This window comes from Sphingopyxis terrae subsp. terrae NBRC 15098 (assembly GCF_001610975.1).
In the GTDB taxonomy this organism is placed as follows: Bacteria; Pseudomonadota; Alphaproteobacteria; order Sphingomonadales; family Sphingomonadaceae; genus Sphingopyxis; species Sphingopyxis terrae_A.
In genome coordinates this window covers 3,692,208-3,710,211 of sequence record NZ_CP013342.1, presented here as the reverse complement: position 1 = coordinate 3,710,211, position 18,004 = coordinate 3,692,208, and the positions used below count along the sequence as shown (strand labels likewise).

Genomic DNA, 18,004 nt, shown 5'->3' with positions numbered 1-18,004 from the left:
CGGCCTCAAGGAGAATTTGAGATGGGTAGCTTCAGCATCTGGCACTGGCTCGTGGTCGGGATTCTCGTCCTGCTATTGTTCGGCAAGGGTCGCTTTTCGGACATGATGGGCGACGTCGCCAAGGGCATCAAAAGCTTCAAGAAGGGCATGGCCGAAGACGATGTGCCGCCGCCCGCACCGCGCCAGATCGACGGTCAGCGCGCGCCCGAGGCCACCCCGACCCCCACCGCGGAAACCGAAAACCGCTGATCGCGGCCCGCACGCGGGGGAAGGCCTGAACGATGTTCGACGTCGCGCCGACCGAGTTGCTGCTCGTCGTGGTGGTAGCCCTGGTCGTCATCGGACCCAAGGATCTGCCGAAGGCGATGCGTTTTGTCGGCAAATGGGTCGCCAAGGCCCGCGGCATGGCGCGTCACTTCCGTTCGGGACTCGACACGATGATGCGCGAGGCCGAGCTTGAGGAGCTGGAAAAGCAGTGGCGCGAACAGAATGACGCGATCATGCGCCAGTTCCCGCGCCTCGATGGCGTCGATGCGCCGCCGATGATTCCGGCGACCTCGCTGCCCGACGCGGCGGCGGCCGACGCCGGCGAAACGCCGCCCGTCGATCCCGATCATTCCGCGGCCCTGACGCCGCCTACCGCCGCCCCGTCCGGTACGTCGACCGAAACTCCGCCGGAAACCCACGCCGTTCCGCCGAAGGACGGCCCGTTACCATGAGCGCCGATACGCCGGTTCATAAAGAGGATGAGGATGGCGCGGGCGGCAAGATGCCGCTGCTCGACCATCTGATCGAGCTGCGGTCGCGGTTGCTGAAATCGCTACTCGCGATCGCGCTCGCATTCGGCGTGTGCCTCTATTTCGCGCGACCGATCTTCGGCGTGCTGGTGCACCCGCTCGTCGCGGCGGGGCAGGGCAAGCTGATCTACACGCAATTGTTCGAGGCGTTTTTCGTCGAGATCAAGGTTGCGCTGTTTGCGGCGATGATGATCGCCTTTCCGGTGATCGCCAATCAGCTGTGGAAATTCGTCGCGCCGGGCCTTTATCGCAAGGAGCAGCGCGCCCTGCTGCCCTTCCTCTTCGCAACGCCGGTCCTGTTCGCGATCGGCGCCTCTTTCGCCTATTTCATCACGATCCCGATCGCGCTGAAATTCCTGCTCGGCTATCAGGGCGAGATCGGCGGCGTGACGCAGGAAGCGCTGCCGTCAGTAGGCAATTATCTGAGCTTCGTGATGCAGTTCATCATGGCGTTCGGCATCGCCTTTCTGTTGCCGATCCTTTTGATGCTGGTCGAGCGCGCCGGGCTGGTGACGCGCCAGCAGCTGATTGGCGCGCGCCGCTACATGATCGTCGCGGCGTTCGCGATCGCCGCCGTGTTCACGCCGCCGGACGTGATGAGCCAGCTCCTCCTCGCGGTGCCGCTTGTCTTCCTTTACGAGATTTCGATCTTTGCGATCTGGTTTACCCAGCGCCGACGCAAAACAGGCGCCGAAGCGGCGCCTGTCGAGCCTCCGGAAGAGGCTAAAGGGTAAGTAACCCGCCGATCAGTGAATGGCGTCGTCGCCGGCTTGGCCGACCGATTCGATATCGCGGCCGACGCCCTTCACCGTGTTGCAGCCAGCGACCAGAAAGCTGGCGAGCAGGGTAAGAAGGATTACGCGAGCACTCGTCATAGTCTGTCACCTCTCACGGGATTTTTTGCAAAATGGCCCGGCGCGCTTCGAGGGGGGGGGGAGGGAATGCGAGCCGGGCCAATGTTGCTGAGCAGCGCTGCGGGGGGGCGATGATCGCTGCTCAAATGGGAAACCCGCGTTGCGAGGGATAAGTTCCGCAAAAAAATCGCCGCGATGAAAAATTTTTCGGGGAGCCCGGCGAGGCGTGCAAATCCAGCGATTTGGGTCAGCCCATCGCCGTCAGGCCGCTGAGCACCGCCAGCCCGAGGAACGAGAAAAAGCCCATCATGTCGGTCATCGTCGTTACAAAGACGGCCGACGACACCGCCGGATCGATGTCGAAACGGTCGAGCGTTACCGGCACCAATATGCCCGCGAGCCCCGCAACCAGATTGTTGATGAGCATCGCCGAGGCGATCACCGCACCCAGAAGCGGGTTGCCGAAGATGAGCGCGGTGCCGGCGCCGATCAGAATGCCGAGCGAGAGGCCGTTGACTGTCGCGATGCGAAATTCGCGCAGGATCATGCGCATCGTGTTCGACGCGGTAAGCTGATTGGTGGCGATCGCGCGCACGGTCACGGCGAGCGTCTGGGTTCCGGCATTGCCGCCCATGCCCGAGACGATCGGCATCAGCACCGCGAGCAGCGCATATTTGGCAATGGCGGTTTCAAAGATGCCGACGACCGATGCTGCGAGCATCGCGGTGCCGAGATTGACGACCAGCCAGCTCAGCCGGGTGCGGATGGTCAGCGTGATCGGTTCGTTGATGTCGCCGTCGCCGGCACCCGACAGGCGCAAAATATCCTCGCCCGCCTCTTCCTGGATGATGTGGACGACGTCGTCGACCGTGATCATCCCGACGAGCCGCCCCGCCCTGTCGACCACCGCGGCCGAGATGAGCGCATATTTCTGGAAGCGCAGCGCGACCTCTTCCTGGTCCATGTCGACCGGGATCAGCGTCTGCTCGCGCCTCATTATGTCGTTGATTGCGACGCTGCGCGGCGCCCGCAATATCCAGCTCAACTGGCAGGTGCCGACCGGGCGGTGCATCGGGTCGACGACGAAGATTTCCCAGAAGTCGGTGGCGAGATCGACATCCTCGCGCAGCCGGTCGATGACGTCGCCGACGGTGACATGTTCGGGCACCGCGACGAATTCGCGCTGCATCAGGCGTCCGGCGGACTCCTCGGGAAAGGAGAGGGCGTCCTCGATCGCGGCGCGATCTTCGGGCTCCATGGCGCGGAGAACGGCCTGCTGCTCGTCCTCCTCCATATCCTCGATGATCGCGACGGCATCGTCGGTGTCGAGTTCGGACGCGATTTCGGCGACCTGTTCGGGCGCGAGCAGATCGATCAGCCGCTCGCGCACATAATCGTTCATTTCCGCCAGCACGTCGGGCGACAGAAGGTCGCCGAGCACCTGCGCCAGGAGCGGGCGGTCTTCGTCAGAGACGAGCTCGAAAAGGTCGGCGATGTCGGCAGGGTGCAGGCGGCCGACGCGTTCGCGCGCCGCCTCGACCTCGCCCTCTTCGGCGAGATCGATGACGTCGCGCACGAACGCGGGTTTCAGGCGATCGTCTTCGTCGAGTTCGGTTTCGGTTTCGCGCGGGGGATGGCCGGGGTCATGATCGAGCCCGTCGGCGGTGAGCACGTCTTCGGGCGGCAGGGAATCTTCGCGTTTGTCCATCGCGCGGTCCTCCCTGGCTGCTACGGCGTCGAAGGCCCTCCACTAGTCGCGGACGCGCGTCATGGCAACGCTGCAGCCGAATTTAGTGCGTGGCATTGGCGCGGCGCGCCGCTATGGCGGCGCCAACTCATTCGAAGGAGAGACACCATGTCCGAACAGACCCTTACCCTGTCGCTGTCGACCGGCGACGTCGTCATCCGCTTGCGCCCCGACCTCGCGCCCCAGCATGTCGAACGCATCACCCAGCTCGCGCAGGAAGGCTTTTACGACGGCGTCGTCTTCCACCGCGTCATCCCCGGCTTCATGGCACAGGGCGGCGATCCGACCGGCACCGGCATGGGCGGCAGCAAGCTTCCCGACCTGCCCGCCGAATTCAACGCCGAACCGCATGTCCGGGGCGTCTGTTCGATGGCGCGCGCGCAGAATCCGAACAGCGCGAACAGCCAGTTCTTCATCTGCTTCGACGATGCGCGCTTCCTCGACCGCCAGTATACGGTGTGGGGCGAAGTGATCGAAGGCATGGAAAATGTCGACGCGCTGCCCAAGGGCGAGCCGCCGCGCGAGCCCGGCAAGATCGTCAAGGCGACGGTTGCGTAACTCGCTCCGTCATTGCGAGGAGCCGCAGGCGACGACGCAATCTCCAGCTGTCGGCATGACGTTACGATGGCTGGAGATCGCCACGCGCCCTGCGGGCGCTCGCGATGACGATTTGGCTTTCATCATTCTCCCACGAACCCGTTCAACCGTTCGCAAGCGGCGATCCAGTCTTCCTTGAACGCCTGGACGACCTGGCCCGCGCTCATCGCCTCGTTCATCAGGCCGACGCCCTGGCCGACCCAATAGGTTGCGAGCTGCTTGGCGCCTTCGTGACCGCCTTCGGACAGCTTGTCGACCTTGCGCAGCGCGGGTTCGCTGACCAGCGATTGCAGCGGCATCGGGAGCGGTTTCGGCGCGCCCTCGGCCTCCCACGCATCGGTCCAGGGCGAGCGGAGCTGGCGCGACGGCTTGCCCGTCCGGCTCTTCGATCGCACCGTGTCGCGCGACGAGGCGGCGAGCATTTTTTCCTTCACCACCGGATTGGTCTCGGCTTCCGACGTGGTCAGCCACACCGATCCACACCAGGCGCCATGCGCGCCCATCGCCATCGCTGCGGCCATCTGACGCCCGGTGACGATGCCCCCCGCAGCGAGGATCGGCGTCGTCGCGCCGACGGCATCGAGCGCCGCAGCCACCTCAGGCACCAGCACCATCGTTGCGACCTCACCGCAATGGCCGCCCGCTTCGCCGCCCGCAACGACAAGGATATCGACCCCGGCGCGGACCTGCGCCAGCGCATGATCGCGGGTGCCGACGAGCGCGGCGACCGGCACGCCGTGCCGCTTGCCGAGTTCGAGCATCAGTTGCGGCGGCACGCCGAGCGCGTTGGCGATCAGGCGAATCGGATGGCGAAACGCAACTTCGAGCAGCTTCGCCGCGCCTTCTTCATGCATATTGTCGCCGAAGCTCTGCCGCGCTTCGGTCGCACCGTCGAGGCCGGCCGCATCGACGCCGAATTTGTCGAGCACATCGGCCGCGAAGCCGAGATGCGTCTCGGGCACGCGCGCCGCGCCCGCCGCCGGTGCCTCGCCCTTGCCGGCGAAGCTGTTGGGGACGATCAGGTCGACGCCATAGGGCTTGCCGCCGATGTGCGCGTCGATCCACGCAAGCTCTTCCTCAAGTCGCTCGGGCGGCAACGAAGCGGCGCCGAACACGCCCATGCCGCCGGCTTTCGACACAGCGACGACGACGTCCCGGCAATGCGAAAAGGCGAGCAACGGAAATTCGATGCCGAGCATGGCGCAGATGGGCGATTGCATGTCTCTCTCTCCAATTTGCTATTTGCACCCATGTCAGCGCCAGTTAACGTAAACGTCAAGTTGATTTGCGCCCGCCACGCTTTATCGCCGGGGCATGACCGGATTTTCCTTACCCGATTTCGACCTCGACGCCTTCGTCCGTGCGACGCTTGCCGAGGATATGGGGAGCGGCGGCGACATCACGTCGATGGCCGTCATCCCCGCCGACGCCGTTTTCACCGGGGTGATGGACAGCCGCGATGCGATTAGCGTTGCGGGGCTGCCGATCGCCGAGCGATTCTTTCGCGCGCTGGCGCCCGATATGGTCATCGAGATTCTGGTCGAGGAGGGCGCATGCGTTCCCGCCGGCACCGACCTGATGCGCCTTTCGGGTAATGCGCGGGCGATGCTGACCGCCGAACGGTCGGCGCTCAACACCGTCCAGCATCTGTCGGGCATTGCGACGATGACGCGTAGCTATGTCGATGCGATCGCCGGCACCGGCGCGACGCTGCTCGATACGCGCAAGACGATCCCCGGCCTGCGCGTACTGGAGAAATATGCAACCCGCATGGGCGGCGCGACCAATCACCGCATGGGCCTTTGGGACGCGGCGATGATCAAGGACAATCATGTCGCGGTCGCGGGATCGGTCGAAGAGGCGGTGCGCCGCGCGGTGGCGGCGGGAATCGCCGATATCATCGTCGAGGTCGACCGTATCGACCAGGTCGAGGCCGCGCTGGCATCGGGCGCGACGCATCTGCTGCTCGACAATATGACCCCCGACCAACTGCGCGAGGCGGTGGTGCTCGTCGCCGGGCGCGTTCCGACCGAGGCGTCGGGCGGGGTGCGGCTCGACACGATTGGCGCCATCGCCGCGACCGGCGTCACCTTTGTTTCGGTCGGGCGCCTGACCCAGTCGGCGCCGGCGGCCGACATCGGGCTCGATTTTGCGCTCGTCTGATACGCCCTCCCTATCCGCTCGCCCTGCGCTTGTTTGAAGGGTGGACCTTCATCATCCTTGGCAAGGAAGAACGGTGTTTCGACAGGATCAGCACGAGCGGAAGATAGGAAAGGCGCTTCTGGCGCTGACTCTGCTGCTCGCCCCCGCGGCGGCGCAGGCGCAATCGCTGGCCTGTGCCGCGCCCGACCGGACGCCGGTGCCGCGGATCGAGCGGCCCGCGCGCGGCGAACCCGTCCGCAAGCCGTCGACGACCGGCTATCTGCTGAGCATGAGCTGGTCCCCGCAGCATTGCGCAGGCGCGCGCAATCCCAAGGATGCACGCGACCGGTTCCAATGTTCGGGCGAAAACGGGCGTTTCGGATGGGTGCTCCACGGTCTGTGGCCCGAGACCGATACACCGGCCTATCCCCAATGGTGCCGTCCCGCGAAGATCGTCCCTGCGCCAGTGCTGCGCCGCCATATGTGCATGACCCCTTCGGCGCAGCTTTTGCAGCATGAATGGGCGAAGCACGGCACCTGCATGAGTTCCAACCCCGCCGCCTATTTTCGCGCCGCCGAAATCCTGTTCCGCGCCGTGCGCTTCCCCGACATGAAAGCGCTGTCGGGGCACGTCCGCACCGCGGGCGACGTGCGGCGCGCCTTTGCGAAGGTCAATCGCGGCATCGATGAGCGGATGATCGCGGTCGCGACCGATCGCGGCGATTGGCTGACCGAGGTACGGCTGTGCCTGGGGCCGCGGATGCGGCCGCAGGCGTGCAAACCCTTTCAGCGCGGCCTCGCCGATGCGCGCGCGGTGCGCGTGCGGCCGATGGATTAACACCTGCAGGGCAAGGCGTCCCGCGCCGGGACGGCGGCGATGTTAACACTCTTTTAACCTTATCGACTCGTTAACGGGCGCCTAGCCTGCCGGGCATGGATTCGGACGAGCATATCGACATCCGCGAGCGCATCCGCGCTTATGGCGCCCGGCAACTGGTCCTTGCGCGGCTGAGCGCGCCGGAGGATTGGCAGGGCGAATTGCGTGGCGCGCTTGCGGCGCAGCGCGAGCGTCCCGCGCTCTGGTCGCGCGACAGCGATTTTCGTCTGTTCGCGGAAAGCTTCGCGATCTTCTTTACCGCGGCGATGATGTTCCTGATCTGACGGCGGACCGCCGATTGGGCCACACTGCTAGAGAATCTCGCGCACGACATCCTGCGGGCGGCAGAAGCGGACGCCCTTGTCGGTTTCGACGAAGGGGCGGTTCACATAGGCGGGGTTGGTGACCATCGCCGCGATAATTGCTTCTTCGTCGGCGTCGGGCAGGCCGCGTTCCTCGGCATCGGTGCCGCGCAGGCGCAGCGCGTCCCGCGCGCTCAGACCCGCGTCGCGAAACAGCTGGCGCAGCTTGTCGGCGCTGTAGGGCGTTGTCAGATATTGAATCACCTCGACATCGACGCCGGGGGTTTCCTCGAGAATCGCCAGCGTCTTGCGCGAAGTGCCGCAGGCGGGGTTATGCCAGATGGTTGCCTTCATGGCGCAGTTCCTAACGGGAGCGTAATGGAACGTAAACGCACTATTCATGGCATATATGGCACATTTGCCCGCATGAAGAGGCTTGGACTCCTTGCCTTTGGCGCCCGAACCACGGCTTATAGTCGGCCGAGGGACCGCCAAAGGCGGCAATGAGGGCTGGGTTGCACGTGAAAGAATTGATCGATCGCAGGGCTATGCTGGCGGCGATGGCGGGCGCGGGGGCGCTGGCCGCGACATCGGCGCGCGCAGCCCCACTTCCGGACTGGATCACCGGGCATGGGCAGGCGACGACACCGCCGCCGGTCGACTATCTGGCCGTCGCGCGGCAACAGCTGGCGCGGCAGGGCAACCGGATCGCGCAGGCCGACCGTGTCGGGATCGTCGATTTCGGGCTGCCCTCCTATCGCCCGCGCTTTGCGCTCGTCGATCTGATCGCCGGCAAGGTGGACATGTATCCGGTCACCCATGGCCGCGGATCGGACCCGCAGCATGACGGATGGCTCAAGACCTTTTCGAACGTCCCCGGCTCACTCGCTTCGTCGCGCGGCGCCTATCGCACGAGCGATTATTATTGGGGATCGAACGGATCGTCGATGCGGCTCGCGGGGCTGGAGGCCGACAACAGCAATGCCGACATGCGCGCGATCGTCGTGCATGGCGCCTGGTACGCCGAGCCGTCGCTGATCGCGACGCAAGGCAAGCTGGGGCGCAGCGAGGGCTGTTTCGTATTCGGAGAGGAGTTGCTGCCGCAAATTCTATACAAGCTCGGGCCGGGCCGATTGCTCTACGCCGACAAGCTGAGCGTAGCGCCCGCGTCTCCGCCGCCCTTCGAATTGCCGCCGGTCGCCGACAATATCATCCGCACCGGCGCCACCCAGGGATCGATGCCGACCAAGGCTGATTGAGAATTCTCGGGTTTCTTGCCCGAGGATGTCAACGCAATGTCATCCGATTCCGCAAGGAAGAACGGAGCCGGGGGCATCGCCGCCCGGTCGCCGCTTGATCAGTAGATTGCGCCTTTTTCGGGTTTGGGCGCCTGCACCGTCTGCGTCGTCGGAACGACCGCGGGCGGCGTCGGCGAAATCACCACGGCAGCGGCGCGGCCGGGCTTGGCGAAGCTCGTCACCACCGGCGCGTCGCGGCCGTAAAGGTCGTTCAGCTTCTTGATGCCGCCCTTGCCGTCGGGGACGACGGTCCAATAAGCGACATAGACGGGGAAGGGCTTTTCGAAGCCGAAGCGCGTCGTCTTGCCGCTAGCGACGACATCGCCGAATTCCTCGGGCGTGCGGCCGGCGAACATCACCGCCATCAGGCCAGAGAAATGCAGCGCCTTTTCGGTGCGGATGCAGCCGTGGCTGAAGGCGCGCGAATCCGCGGAGAACGCGCCCTTCGAGGGCGTGTCGTGCAAATAGATGGCGTGCGGGTTCAGCATTTCGAGCTTCATGACGCCCAGCGCATTGTTGGCACCCGGCTGCTGCACCACTGACAGCGCCTTGCCGCTGCCCGTCCAGGTATAGCCCTGCGCGCGGGCGCGCGCCGGATTGGTCGCAATCGTCGATCCGATGCCTTCGGCGATGATGCTCTTGGGCAGCGTCCAGGTCGGGTTGACGATGATCCCCGTCGCCATGGGGTTGAGCTGCGGCGTCGGGGTCGACGGTTTGCCGACGACCGCCTTGTGCGTCGCGATGACGACGCCGTCATGGACGACGCGGGTCAGATATTCGGGCACGTTGCTGACAACATAGCCTTCGCCAAGATCGCGCGGCATCCAGCGCCAGCGTTCCATGTTGACGCGGATCGCGTTGGCGTCGGCGGGCGTCTTTGCGGTCTTGAGCGCGGCTTTCAGCACCGCGAAATCGGGATGGACGGGGTCGAGGCTGACCAGCGCCTGCGCGACGTCGTTCGCGGTGAGCGCGCTGCCGAGCAGCGGGATCAGCGGTTCGGTCTGCGCGTCGCCATCGGTCATGAACCATTGTTTGCGAGCAGCGTTGGGCGTGCGGCCGTCGCGCATGTGCGTGGCGAGCAGCAGGAAGCTATCGGTCGCGACCTTGTCGAGCGTGATCTGATTGCCGCCGTCGATCGCGGCCTTCAGCGCTTCGGGATTGTAATCCTTGGGGAACAGGCCTTCATCGCCCGCCGACTGGATGAAGGCGAGCAGCGCCCTGGCATTGTCGACGCTCCAGCTCGGCAGATTGGCCTCGGCGACCGTTTCGATCTCGGGCGCGTCATCGGTCACCTTGTCGGGTTGCAGAACGACCGAGTCCTCCTTGACGCTCGTCTGTGCGGCGACGGGCGCCGCAAGCAGGGTCAGCGGGAGGATAAGCGCCGCGGCCGGGCGCGCGTAAAGGGGGAGATTTCTGGCCATGGTTAAGGCCCATAGCCAATAATCCCCCCGTGCGAAAGTGAGCTGGGACACAATCCGTCGTGTCCGCGCGCGAACCCGGCGTCGATGGGGGCAGCGTCAGGCCTTGTTGTCGGCATCCTGCTTCGCCAGCCATTCCTCCAGCCACTTGATCGTATAATCGCCGTGGATGACGTCGGGATCGGCGAGCAGCGCCTGATGCAGCGGAATGTTCGTCTTCACCCCGCCGATAACCATTTCCTCGAGTGCGCGGCGCATCCGCATCATGCAGCTTTCGCGCGTGCGGCCATAGACGATCAGCTTGCCGATCATGCTGTCGTAATAAGGCGGGATCGAATAGCCGGCATAAAGCCCGCTATCGACGCGCACATGCATGCCGCCGGCGGCATGATAATTGGTCACCTTGCCCGGTGAGGGCAGGAAGTTACGCGGATCTTCGGCGTTGATCCGGCATTCGATGGCATGGCCGCGGAATTCCAGCTCGTTCTGCTGCACCGAAAGACCCATGCCGTCGGCGATACGGATCTGTTCGCGGACGAGGTCGAAGCCGGTGATCATCTCGGTCACCGGATGTTCGACCTGGATGCGCGTATTCATTTCGATGAAATAGAATTCGCCATTTTCCCACAGAAACTCGATCGTCCCCGCGCCGCGATAGCCCATCTTTGCCATCGCATCGGCGCAAATGCCGCCCATGCGGGCGCGCTCTTCGGCCGAAATCACGGGCGAGGGGGCTTCTTCGAGCACCTTCTGGTGGCGGCGCTGCAGCGAACAGTCGCGTTCGCCGAGATGGATGGCGTTGCCCTTGCCGTCGCCGAAAATCTGAAATTCGATGTGGCGCGGGTTGCCGAGATATTTTTCCATATAGACGGTCGGATCGCCGAACGCCGCCGCAGCCTCGCTCGATGCCTGACCCATGAGGCTTTCGAGGCCGGAGGGGTCGGGGACGACCTTCATCCCGCGGCCGCCGCCGCCCGACGCGGCCTTGATCAGCACCGGATAGCCGATTTCCTCGGCCATCCGTTTCGTTTCCTCGCCATAGGTGACGGCGCCGGGCGAACCCGGCACCACCGGGAGACCGAGCGCGACCGCGGTGCGCTTCGCCTCGACCTTGTCGCCCATGGTGCGGATATGTTCGGGCTTCGGCCCGACGAAGATCATGTCATGCGCTTCGATAATCTCGGCAAAGCGCGCATTTTCCGACAGGAAGCCATAGCCGGGGTGGATGGCGTCGGCGCCCGTCACTTCGGCAGCCGAAATGATCGCCGGGATGTTGAGATAGCTGTCCTTCGCCGCCGGCGGGCCGATGCAGACCGCTTCGTCAGCCAGGCGGACATGCATCGCATCGGCGTCGGCAGTCGAATGGACCGCGACCGTCTTGATGCCCATTTCGTGGCAGGCGCGGTGAATACGCAGCGCGATCTCGCCGCGGTTGGCGATGAGCAGTTTCTCGATGGCCATCGGCGGTCCCTCAGCCGATGGTGAACAGCGGCTGGTCATATTCGACCGGCTGGCTGTTCTCGACATGCACGGCCTTGAGCGTGCCCGAGGTGGGCGCGGTGATCGGGTTCATCACCTTCATCGCCTCGATAATCAGGATGGTATCGCCTTCCTTCACCGCCGAACCCACGCTTGCGAAATTGGGCGCGCCCGGTTCGGCAGCAAGATAGACGGTGCCGACCATGGGGGATTTCACGGCGTCGGCGAAGCTGTCGGCGGCGGGGGCAGCTACGGCGGCCGGCGCGGCGGCTGCGGGTGCGGCAGCGACGGGCGCGGCAACCGGGGCCGGCGCGAAAGCGACCGGCGCCGCGGCGGCGGTCAGCGTACGCGCAACGCGCACCTTGCGCTCGCCGTCCTCGACCTCGATTTCGGAAAGCTGCGTGTCGTCGAGCAGTTCCGCGAGCGCGCGGACGAAGGCCGGATCGATGTTGATGCCGTGCTCTTTATGGTCACCCATGAGATATTTCCTGTTGTTGCGGCACTGTTGATCGCGTGCCTTGACCCCGTTTCTGATCGCGCCTCTTGTCAGAAGCGCGCGGCGGCGTCCAGCGCCAGCATATAGCTGTCTGCGCCGTGGCCTGCAAAATGCGCGGCCGCCGCCATGCCGATATAGCTGATATGGCGAAAGGATTCGCGCTTCATCGGATCCGACAGATGGACCTCGATCACCGGAACGCGGATCGACTTGATCGCGTCGTGCAGCGCGACCGATGTGTGCGTATAGCCCCCGGCATTGAGCAGCACCGCCTTGGCGCTGGCGAAATGCGCTTCGTGCAGCCAGTCGATCAGCGTGCCTTCGTGGTTCGATTGGCGGCAATCGACGCGCAGACCCAGTGCCGCCGCACGCTCGGCGAGCCGCTCGTGGATGTCCTCCAGCGTGTCATGCCCATAGATTTCGGGCTCGCGCGTGCCCAGCAGGTTGAGGTTGGGCCCCGAAAGGACAAAGACGGCGGGCGTTTCGGAACACTCGTTGGACAAGGGCACGGTCTTTCGGTTGCGACGCGGGTCGCTCCCCCTATATGGGCTGCACGTCAAAAGGCAAAGCAGGCGGGACTCGTGATTTCCATCATTCTCAACGGCGATCCGCGGCAGGTGCGCGCAGGCAGCATTGCCGATCTGGTCGCGTCGCTGGGCCTCGACGTCAAGAAGGTCGCGGTCGAGCGCAATCGCGAGATCGTACCGCGCTCGACGCTCGCCGACGTCGCGCTTGCCGAGGGCGATGCGCTGGAAATCGTTCATTTTGTAGGAGGCGGTTGTTGACCGACCAGTGGAGCGTTGCCGGACGGACCTTTAGCTCGCGCCTGATCGTGGGCACCGGCAAGTACAGGGATTTCGAGCAAAATGCAGCGGCGGTCGCCGAGTCGGGTGCGGAAATCGTCACCGTTGCGGTGCGGCGCGTCAATGTGTCGGACCCGACCGCGCCGATGCTGACCGATTATATCGACCCGAAGAAGATCACCTATCTTCCCAATACCGCCGGCTGCTTCAATGCCGACGACGCGATCCGCACCTTGCGGCTGGCGCGCGAGGCGGGCGGCTGGGATCTGGTGAAGCTGGAGGTGCTGGGCGAAGCGAAGACGCTCTATCCCAATATGCGCGAAACGCTGGAGGCGACCGAGGTGCTGGCCAAGGAAGGCTTTCTGCCGATGGTCTATTGCGTCGATGATCCGATCGCCGCCAAGCAGCTGGAAGATGCGGGCGCGGTTGCGATCATGCCGCTCGGCGCGCCGATCGGGTCGGGGCTGGGCATCCAGAACCGGGTGACGATCCGCCTGATCGTCGAGGGGGCGTCGGTGCCGGTGCTGGTCGATGCGGGCGTCGGGACGGCGAGCGATGCGGCGGTGGCGATGGAACTCGGCTGCGACGGCGTGCTGATGAACACCGCGATCGCCGAAGCCAAAGACCCCATCCGCATGGCGCGCGCCATGAAGCTCGCGGTCGAGGCGGGGCGCGATGCCTATCTCGCCGGCCGTATGGGCCAGCGTCGCTACGCCGATCCGTCGAGCCCGCTCGCCGGGCTCATCTGATATTGATCCAGCGCAATGCGCCGCCCGCGCGGCGCTGCCATGCCCGTGTCTCTGACAAGGAGGCATGGGCATGGGTGGCACGCGGCGCCGGATCGTCATCGTCGGGGCGGGACCGGCGGGGCTGAGTTTCGCGCGCGCGCTGGCGGACACGCCCGCCGAGATTACGCTGATCGAGCGCGCGCCGCTTGCCGCACTGGCCGAACCGCGCTTCGACGGGCGCGAGATTGCGCTGACGCATCGGTCCGAACGCGCGCTGCGCGACCTGGATGCCTGGTCGCGGATTCCGGCGGCGGACATTCACCGCCTTGACCGCGCCGAGGTGCTGAGCGGCCGGGCGCGGTTTGCGATGCGGATCGATCCGGGGGCCGACGACGCGCGGCCGCTCGGCAATCTCGTGTCGAACCATCATTTGCGCCGGGCGCTGTTCGAAAGCGTTGCGGGACAGGCGAATATGGATCTGCGCGCGGGATGCGCGGTGGAGCGCGTTCAGGCAGGGCGCGGCGGCGCCACCGTGACCCTTGCCGATGGCGCTGTGATCGAGACCGATCTTCTGGTCGCGGCGGACTCGCGCTTTTCGGCGATACGCGACCAGCTCGGCATCGGCGTGGACGTCGGGCCGGTCGGCAAGACGATGCTCGTCGGCCGGGTAGGTCACGCGCCCTGCAAGGCGGGCGTCGCGACCGAATGGTTCGCCCGGCACCACACGCTGGCGATGCTGCCGCTGGGGGAGGGGCTTTCGTCGGCAGTCATCACCCTGATGCCCGAAGCCGCCGATACCTTCATGGCCGAATCCGGCGAGGTAAAGGCGCGCCGGATTGCGGCGATGACGCGCGGCAGATGGGGCGCGGTCGCGTTGGCGAGTGATTTTCATGCCTATCCGCTGACGACGACCTTCGCGCATCGCTTTGCGGCGCCGCGTGCGGTTCTGATCGGCGATGCGGCGGTGGGCATGCATCCGGTGACCGCCCATGGCTTCAACTTCGGGCTGGCGGGCGCGGTCCGGCTCGCGAAGCTGTTGGCGTTTGCGGATGATGTCGGCGATGCGCGCCGCCTTGCGCGCTACGCTGCCGCGCATCGTGCCGAGACCTGGCCGCTGTTTCAGGCGACGCGTGCGATCGTTGGCCTCTTCACCGACAACCGCCATCCGGCGATGGCGCTCCGCCATGCGGCGCTGCGGCTTGGCGCGCTGCCGCCGGTTCGGATGGGCCTGCGCGCGCTGCTCATGCAGCAGCGGGACGCGCGTGCAGCCTAAGCCCCTCGGTCGACGCTTCGTCTCGTTTCGTCCCGCGACCAAGGAACAATGAGGGGTGGCAAGTCGTTGATTTGACGAGAGGCGCGATCGCCTCTTTGCAGCAAAGGAGACTCCCCATGGGCGAACTGACGGAAAAGGCGAAAGGCCTGACGAACGAAGCGATCGGCAACACCAAACAGGCGATCGGCAAGGCGACCGACAATGAACGCCTGCGCGCCGAAGGCGACCTTCAGGAACGCAAGGGCGAAGCCCAGAACATCAAAGGCAAGGTGCAGGGCGCGCTCGGCGACAAGGTCTGACCGACCCGCTCTGGCCACCGGCCAACAAAAAGCCCCCGGGAGCGATCCCGGGGGCTTTTTGTTGGTTCGGGAACGCGGCGTTATTTGCCGCCGGATGCCACCAGATCGACGTCGGTCATCCCGCCGTCGGTGCGCAGGAACAGGACATAGGCGAGGTCGCCTTTTGTCCCGCCCAGAATATGTTCGTTGCCGCGCACGCGGTGGTCGCTCGTATAACCCGCACGCACCGCCATCGTGTGATAATAGTCGAGAACGCCCTGGATCGAGGCGGCGGTCTGGAAATTGACGACGCGGATGTTGCATTTTCCGCCGGCCACCCCCGCCGCCTCTCGCAGCGTCGCGCGCGGATAGAGCTTGAACGCTGGCGGCAGACGGTCGGCCCACTGGTTGCCGTAGGTCAGCTTGGCGTCGCAGCTGCCCTTTTGCTGTTCACGCGCCAGCGCGCCGATGGTGACCGGGCGCTTGGCGGCGCAATCGCCGTTGCAACCTTCCTCGAACGGCAGCGCCTTGGGCGCGGTGAGCAGCTTGCCCGCAGCCTGCGCCGCCGCCGCTTCGGCCGCCGCGGCCGCCTTGCCGCTCGCTACGCCCGGAACGCCGCCGTCGACGGGCTGGTTGCCCGGCGTCGCCGCATTACGGTTCGCCTGCCCGGCCAGCTTGGGGTCAACCATGATCTTGTCTTCGAGCGCGCCCTTCAGCGCGGGGTCTTCATTGGTCAGCCCGTCGTCGAGCGGATTGAGGTCGGCCTTTGCCTGCGGATTGTCGCGGCACCCCGCGAGCGGGGCCGCGGCCATCAGCAGGCCGGCAATCAGCCATTTTCCCCGGACGATCATTGCTAACACTCCCTTAATCTCTCACCCGGACTTGCCGGAAGCTGGTTAAGAAGATGTGAGCAAAAAGCGTTAATTGGTAAGACTTTGTTAGCCGAAAACTGTCTCGGACCGAGACGGATTCCTCGCGCAGCGGATCAGGCGAGAGGTTTCGACCGCCGCCTGACGGTGGACAACCGCCTGACGATAGACCGGATCGGTGACCATTTCCATGAAGGCGCCGCTGTTCGGATAGCGGGCGATGAACATCGCGTCCCAATGTTCATCTGCTGGGCCGATCACCATCGCCTCCATCATGCCGCTCCAAACGACACTGCCGCCGACGCGCGAAAAAACGGCGCTGCTGTCCTTGCCATAATTGGCATAGGCTTCCGCGCCGGTCAGTGCCTTGCCGGCGAGGGGGTGATCGTCCGGATAGGTCGCCCTGTCCTTGAAGCGGACGAGATTGAGCATGTGGATCGGCGTATCGCGCGGCAATGCCTTGAAAGTGTCGAACTGCGCGCGTTCGGGGTCGATGTGACGATCGCTCATGGCTGGAACTCCTTGCGTTTGCCCCGCCATGCTTCGGCGCTCTGCGTCCAGGCGTCGACGCGGGTCTGTTCGAACGGGGCGGGGAGGTGCGTCGGGCCGCTGTTGGTCGCGCCCAGCCTTTTGGCCAGCGCCTGCGAGCGGACATTGTCGGGGGCGATGCTGTGCATCAGCTCGGGCCATTTGAGGAATTCGACCGCGAAGTCGCAGGCGGCGACCGCCCCCTCGAACGCATAGCCTTTCCCGGCGAATTTGGCGCGCACGCCATAGGCAATCTCGGGCGCGGGCCAGCCGTCGGGCTCCCACGGGCCGAGCCGCCCGACCCATTCGCCGCTTGCGCGTTCGAGGACTGAAAACATCGAAAAGCCGCGGATATGCCATGCCCCCGCGAGCGTGCACCATTGGCGCCACGCCTGCGATCGGGCGCAGCTGCCACCGATGAAGGTCATCGTGTCTTCTTCGGCGCACATTTCGGCGAAGGCGTCGAAATCTTCGGTCGCGGGCGGGCGGAGGATCAGCCGCTCGGTAACGAGCAGAGGGCCGTTTAGCATCGATAATCTCCCGCAGCAGTGGCCATCGCTTCTGGGAGAAAGGAGGCTGGCGGGCAAGCTGAAACACGCACCGCGAACGCGCGATCGGCCTTGAGGGCGTCGGTTCGAACCGACGCCCTCGCCATCACAGAGTGCGGATGGAGGGGTCTCGGACCCGCACCCGGACGGTTTCTGTCAATTAGCGGCAGCGATATTTGTCGCGGTCGATCTCGCGGCCGAGGAGCGCACCGGCGCCTGCGCCGAGAACCACGCCGAGCAGCTTGTCGCCTCGGCCAGCGATTTCGTGACCGGCAAGGCCGCCGACCGCGGCACCGATCAGCAGGCCGGTGGTGCCATTGTCCTTCTTGCAGTAATATCGGCCGTCGTTACCGCGCCAGATCCGCGTGTTGGCGCCGACGCGCTGGTCGCGGCTCGCATAATAGCGACGGTCGTGATGCTTGCGCTTGTAAAAGTCAGCGGTGATTTCGCTCTTGTGCAAGCCCTGCGCCGGAACGGCGCTTGCCATGCCGGCATAGGCGGGGGCGGTCGCGACGACACTGGCGGCCGCAATTGCGCCCATCATGCCTTTGGTAAGAATAGCCATATCCTGTCCTTTCCTGGTTCGCGCCTCGACCGTTCAGGAACGAGCGCTTCACCCGAAACAACGAGAAGGGTCCGCACAGCGTTGCATGAACCTTCGGCAACAAGACGAAATGAGTGCTGTCATCGACGAACCGAAAGGCACTTGTCCGCCGTCCGGCGGCGTGCGAAACATTGGAAATGCTGAACATTGCTTCGATTTTCATCGGTCTGGTCGCGCTGATTCTCGCGATCCCCGCGTTCATTCCGTTTCTGGGCTGGGCGAACTGGGTCATCATCCCGATCGCCGTGGTCGGGCTCGCCCTTGGTGCGATGTCGAGCCGCACGAGCGGGCGCAATCTGAACATCGTCGTGATCGTCGTCGGCGTCGTCCGGCTGATGCTCGGCGGCGGTCTGCTCTAAGCGCGCA

25 protein-coding genes are annotated in these 18,004 nt (G+C 65.1%); 13 read left to right on the top strand and 12 right to left on the bottom strand.

The features are described from left to right. Positions 1 to 21 precede the first annotated feature (21 nt). The 3 genes from AOA14_RS17755 to tatC are packed head-to-tail and all read left to right on the top strand — an operon-like array spanning position 22 to position 1,531. Complete coding sequence (locus AOA14_RS17755) at positions 22 to 249, top strand: twin-arginine translocase TatA/TatE family subunit (RefSeq protein ID WP_062765399.1); 228 nt, start codon at positions 22 to 24, stop codon at positions 247 to 249. A gap of 32 nt (positions 250 to 281) precedes the next feature. Further along, entirely contained in the window at positions 282 to 719 is a 438-nt protein-coding gene (tatB, locus tag AOA14_RS17750; protein WP_062902767.1) for a Sec-independent protein translocase protein TatB, read from the top strand. Next, on the top strand, positions 716 to 1,531 hold the full coding sequence (gene tatC, locus AOA14_RS17745; protein WP_003047782.1) for a twin-arginine translocase subunit TatC: 816 nt from the start codon (positions 716 to 718) through the stop codon (positions 1,529 to 1,531). The genes tatB and tatC overlap by 4 nt, the downstream gene beginning before the upstream one ends. A 12-nt stretch (positions 1,532 to 1,543) precedes the next feature. Here the strand turns inward: tatC and AOA14_RS17740 are convergent, their stop codons facing one another. Both AOA14_RS17740 and mgtE read right to left on the bottom strand, forming a co-directional pair. Beyond that, positions 1,544 to 1,672, bottom strand: coding sequence for an entericidin A/B family lipoprotein (locus tag AOA14_RS17740; protein WP_003047780.1), 129 nt, complete (start codon positions 1,670 to 1,672; stop codon positions 1,544 to 1,546). A 226-nt stretch (positions 1,673 to 1,898) separates the two neighbouring features. After that, positions 1,899 to 3,359, bottom strand: coding sequence for a magnesium transporter (gene mgtE, locus AOA14_RS17735; RefSeq protein ID WP_186402310.1), 1,461 nt, complete (start codon positions 3,357 to 3,359; stop codon positions 1,899 to 1,901). Between the two features lie 147 nt (positions 3,360 to 3,506). On the opposite strand from mgtE, the gene AOA14_RS17730 reads away from it, so the two are divergent. Further along, complete coding sequence (locus AOA14_RS17730) at positions 3,507 to 3,956, top strand: peptidylprolyl isomerase (protein ID WP_058812727.1); 450 nt, start codon at positions 3,507 to 3,509, stop codon at positions 3,954 to 3,956. 122 nt (positions 3,957 to 4,078) lie between these two features. On the opposite strand, the gene AOA14_RS17725 is transcribed toward AOA14_RS17730, so the two are convergent. Beyond that, the gene (locus AOA14_RS17725) at positions 4,079 to 5,215 is read right to left on the bottom strand and encodes an NAD(P)H-dependent flavin oxidoreductase (RefSeq protein WP_003047772.1); all 1,137 of its coding nucleotides are present in this window, start codon (positions 5,213 to 5,215) and stop codon (positions 4,079 to 4,081) included. A 94-nt stretch (positions 5,216 to 5,309) separates the two neighbouring features. Here AOA14_RS17725 and nadC point away from each other — a divergent pair, with 94 nt between their 5' ends. The 3 genes from nadC to AOA14_RS17710 all read left to right on the top strand — a co-directional run bounded on the left by nadC (position 5,310) and on the right by AOA14_RS17710 (position 7,298). Then, positions 5,310 to 6,158 (top strand): carboxylating nicotinate-nucleotide diphosphorylase, encoded by an 849-nt coding sequence (nadC, locus tag AOA14_RS17720; RefSeq protein WP_062902766.1) that lies wholly within the window; start codon positions 5,310 to 5,312, stop codon positions 6,156 to 6,158. Positions 6,159 to 6,231: 73 nt separating this feature from the next. Further along, a complete protein-coding gene (locus AOA14_RS17715) occupies positions 6,232 to 6,975 on the top strand; it encodes a ribonuclease T2 family protein (protein WP_238929688.1) in 744 nt (247 codons plus the stop codon). A 95-nt stretch (positions 6,976 to 7,070) separates the two neighbouring features. Then, positions 7,071 to 7,298, top strand: a complete 228-nt coding sequence (locus AOA14_RS17710; protein WP_062902765.1) for a hypothetical protein — start codon at positions 7,071 to 7,073, stop codon at positions 7,296 to 7,298. Positions 7,299 to 7,325: 27 nt separating this feature from the next. Here the strand turns inward: AOA14_RS17710 and AOA14_RS17705 are convergent, their stop codons facing one another. After that, positions 7,326 to 7,670: an arsenate reductase family protein gene (locus AOA14_RS17705; RefSeq protein ID WP_062902764.1), complete on the bottom strand. Its 345-nt coding sequence runs from the start codon at positions 7,668 to 7,670 to the stop codon at positions 7,326 to 7,328. Between the two features lie 167 nt (positions 7,671 to 7,837). On the opposite strand from AOA14_RS17705, the gene AOA14_RS17700 reads away from it, so the two are divergent. Further along, positions 7,838 to 8,575 (top strand): murein L,D-transpeptidase catalytic domain family protein, encoded by a 738-nt coding sequence (locus AOA14_RS17700; protein ID WP_062902763.1) that lies wholly within the window; start codon positions 7,838 to 7,840, stop codon positions 8,573 to 8,575. A 98-nt stretch (positions 8,576 to 8,673) separates the two neighbouring features. Here the strand turns inward: AOA14_RS17700 and AOA14_RS17695 are convergent, their stop codons facing one another. The 4 genes from AOA14_RS17695 to AOA14_RS17680 all read right to left on the bottom strand — a co-directional run bounded on the left by AOA14_RS17695 (position 8,674) and on the right by AOA14_RS17680 (position 12,510). Next, entirely contained in the window at positions 8,674 to 10,035 is a 1,362-nt protein-coding gene (locus AOA14_RS17695) for a L,D-transpeptidase family protein (RefSeq protein ID WP_062902762.1), read from the bottom strand. Positions 10,036 to 10,131: 96 nt separating this feature from the next. Beyond that, positions 10,132 to 11,493, bottom strand: coding sequence for an acetyl-CoA carboxylase biotin carboxylase subunit (accC, locus tag AOA14_RS17690; RefSeq protein ID WP_058812720.1), 1,362 nt, complete (start codon positions 11,491 to 11,493; stop codon positions 10,132 to 10,134). 10 nt (positions 11,494 to 11,503) lie between these two features. Then, positions 11,504 to 11,989, bottom strand: a complete 486-nt coding sequence (accB, locus tag AOA14_RS17685) for an acetyl-CoA carboxylase biotin carboxyl carrier protein (RefSeq protein ID WP_003047748.1) — start codon at positions 11,987 to 11,989, stop codon at positions 11,504 to 11,506. Between the two features lie 68 nt (positions 11,990 to 12,057). After that, positions 12,058 to 12,510 (bottom strand): type II 3-dehydroquinate dehydratase, encoded by a 453-nt coding sequence (locus tag AOA14_RS17680; RefSeq protein WP_062902761.1) that lies wholly within the window; start codon positions 12,508 to 12,510, stop codon positions 12,058 to 12,060. A gap of 78 nt (positions 12,511 to 12,588) precedes the next feature. Here AOA14_RS17680 and thiS point away from each other — a divergent pair, with 78 nt between their 5' ends. The 4 genes from thiS to AOA14_RS17660 all read left to right on the top strand — a co-directional run bounded on the left by thiS (position 12,589) and on the right by AOA14_RS17660 (position 15,110). Then, positions 12,589 to 12,792 (top strand): sulfur carrier protein ThiS, encoded by a 204-nt coding sequence (gene thiS / locus AOA14_RS20310; protein ID WP_062902760.1) that lies wholly within the window; start codon positions 12,589 to 12,591, stop codon positions 12,790 to 12,792. Then, positions 12,789 to 13,559, top strand: coding sequence for a bifunctional sulfur carrier protein/thiazole synthase protein (locus tag AOA14_RS17670; RefSeq protein ID WP_062902759.1), 771 nt, complete (start codon positions 12,789 to 12,791; stop codon positions 13,557 to 13,559). Before thiS ends, AOA14_RS17670 begins: the two co-directional genes overlap by 4 nt. Before the next feature lie 70 nt (positions 13,560 to 13,629). Beyond that, positions 13,630 to 14,811, top strand: a complete 1,182-nt coding sequence (gene ubiM, locus AOA14_RS17665; RefSeq protein WP_062902758.1) for a 5-demethoxyubiquinol-8 5-hydroxylase UbiM — start codon at positions 13,630 to 13,632, stop codon at positions 14,809 to 14,811. 116 nt (positions 14,812 to 14,927) lie between these two features. After that, positions 14,928 to 15,110: a CsbD family protein gene (locus tag AOA14_RS17660; RefSeq protein ID WP_062902757.1), complete on the top strand. Its 183-nt coding sequence runs from the start codon at positions 14,928 to 14,930 to the stop codon at positions 15,108 to 15,110. Between the two features lie 80 nt (positions 15,111 to 15,190). Here the strand turns inward: AOA14_RS17660 and AOA14_RS17655 are convergent, their stop codons facing one another. From AOA14_RS17655 to AOA14_RS17640, 4 genes are all read right to left on the bottom strand, one after another. Next, positions 15,191 to 15,940 (bottom strand): hypothetical protein, encoded by a 750-nt coding sequence (locus AOA14_RS17655; RefSeq protein ID WP_062902756.1) that lies wholly within the window; start codon positions 15,938 to 15,940, stop codon positions 15,191 to 15,193. Positions 15,941 to 16,027: 87 nt separating this feature from the next. Beyond that, on the bottom strand, positions 16,028 to 16,468 hold the full coding sequence (locus AOA14_RS17650) for a DUF1330 domain-containing protein (RefSeq protein ID WP_062902755.1): 441 nt from the start codon (positions 16,466 to 16,468) through the stop codon (positions 16,028 to 16,030). Then, positions 16,465 to 17,016, bottom strand: coding sequence for a GNAT family N-acetyltransferase (locus tag AOA14_RS17645; protein WP_062902754.1), 552 nt, complete (start codon positions 17,014 to 17,016; stop codon positions 16,465 to 16,467). Before AOA14_RS17645 ends, AOA14_RS17650 begins: the two co-directional genes overlap by 4 nt. Before the next feature lie 178 nt (positions 17,017 to 17,194). After that, on the bottom strand, positions 17,195 to 17,599 hold the full coding sequence (locus tag AOA14_RS17640) for a glycine zipper 2TM domain-containing protein (protein ID WP_062902753.1): 405 nt from the start codon (positions 17,597 to 17,599) through the stop codon (positions 17,195 to 17,197). A gap of 176 nt (positions 17,600 to 17,775) precedes the next feature. On the opposite strand from AOA14_RS17640, the gene AOA14_RS17635 reads away from it, so the two are divergent. Beyond that, positions 17,776 to 17,997 (top strand): hypothetical protein, encoded by a 222-nt coding sequence (locus AOA14_RS17635; RefSeq protein WP_003047722.1) that lies wholly within the window; start codon positions 17,776 to 17,778, stop codon positions 17,995 to 17,997. Positions 17,998 to 18,004: the final 7 nt, after the last annotated feature.